This window comes from Acidovorax sp. HMWF018 (assembly GCF_003061035.1).
Lineage (GTDB): Bacteria > Pseudomonadota > Gammaproteobacteria > Burkholderiales > Burkholderiaceae_C > Acidovorax > Acidovorax delafieldii.
This window is the reverse complement of sequence record NZ_QAIM01000456.1, coordinates 3,265-4,488: the sequence shown is the minus strand read 5'-3', so window position 1 is coordinate 4,488 and position 1,224 is coordinate 3,265. Positions and strand designations below refer to the sequence as shown.

Below are 1,224 nucleotides of genomic sequence, written 5' to 3'. Positions count from 1 at the left end.
CGTCCGTGCTGTGCCCGCCCCACCTGCGCCAGCCCATCGCCGCCATCTACGCCTTTGCCCGCACTGCCGACGACATTGCCGATGAAGGCGATGCCACACCGGCCGCCCGCCTGGACGACCTGGCGGCCTACCTGGCCGACCTGCGCGCGATTGCCCAGGGCCAGGCGCCCTCGCCCCGCTGGGCCAGCGTGTTTTTGCCGCTGCAAGGCGTGTTGCGCAGCCATCAGCTGCCCGTGCCGCTGCTGGAAGACCTGCTGAGCGCCTTTGCCCAAGACGTGGAGAAAACCCGTGACGGCGAGGGCTACGCCGACCGCGACGAGCTGCTGGACTACTGCCGCCGCTCGGCCAACCCGGTGGGCCGGCTGCTGCTGCACCTGTATGGAGTGCACGACGCCGAGGCGCTGCGCCAGAGCGACGCCATCTGCACGGCGCTGCAGCTCATCAACTTCTGGCAGGACCTGTCCGTGGACATTCCCCGGGGCCGCCACTACCTGCCGCGATCCGACTGCGTAGCGTATGGCGCCTGCCAGTCCGAGCTGCTGGCGCTGCAAAGCACCCGCGAGAACGCCCGCCTGATTGCCGACTGCGCCCACTGGGCGCGCACCACGATGCAGAGCGGCGCCCCCTTGGTGCACCGCCTGCCCGGCCGCGCCGGCTGGGAGCTGCGGCTGGTGGTGCAAGGCGGCCTGCGCATCCTCGACAAGGTCGAGGTCCTCAAAGGAGGCAGCCTGCACACCCGGCCCAAGCTCCGTGGGTGGGACTGGTGCGTGATGCTGGGCCGCGCGCTGGTGATGTAAGAAAGATTCATGGGCCACAAGGCGGGCTCACACATTGGCCTGCCAACGCAAAATCCAGTGCCAAAACGGCCTGTAGCGCATGATTCATATGCACCAATTGCTACTTAATTGATAGCAAATTATTGGGATGCCTCTCGCCCCTGACCCAGCAGGGGCAGGGATAGCGAGCATGCCCCTGCCACTGCACCCGGTTAGCCTCGCGGCCACCGTGGCAGGGCGGCGGCCAACACCCCCACCCTGCCGGCCCGTGCCTGCGCGCCACAAGCGCTGGGGCACCTTTAACACTGGTTCTCAGAGCCCAGGGTCACCCCCACCATGTCTGTCAGCGTTTTCGACCTCTTCAAGATCGGCATCGGGCCGTCCAGCTCCCATACCGTGGGGCCCATGATTGCGGCGCGGCAATTTGCCTGCCATGTGCGCGACACCG

At 67.3% G+C, this 1,224-nt stretch carries 2 protein-coding genes; both read left to right on the top strand.

Annotation, left to right across the window (positions count from 1 at the left end; translation table 11 throughout):
• Positions 1–797, top strand: a 797-nt coding sequence (gene hpnC / locus DBR23_RS19195; protein ID WP_108499271.1) for a squalene synthase HpnC, incomplete at its 5' end; no start/stop codon positions are given.
• Between the two features lie 315 nt (positions 798–1,112).
• A partial coding sequence (locus DBR23_RS32140; protein WP_369882143.1) for a serine dehydratase beta chain occupies positions 1,113–1,224 on the top strand: 112 nt, incomplete at its 3' end.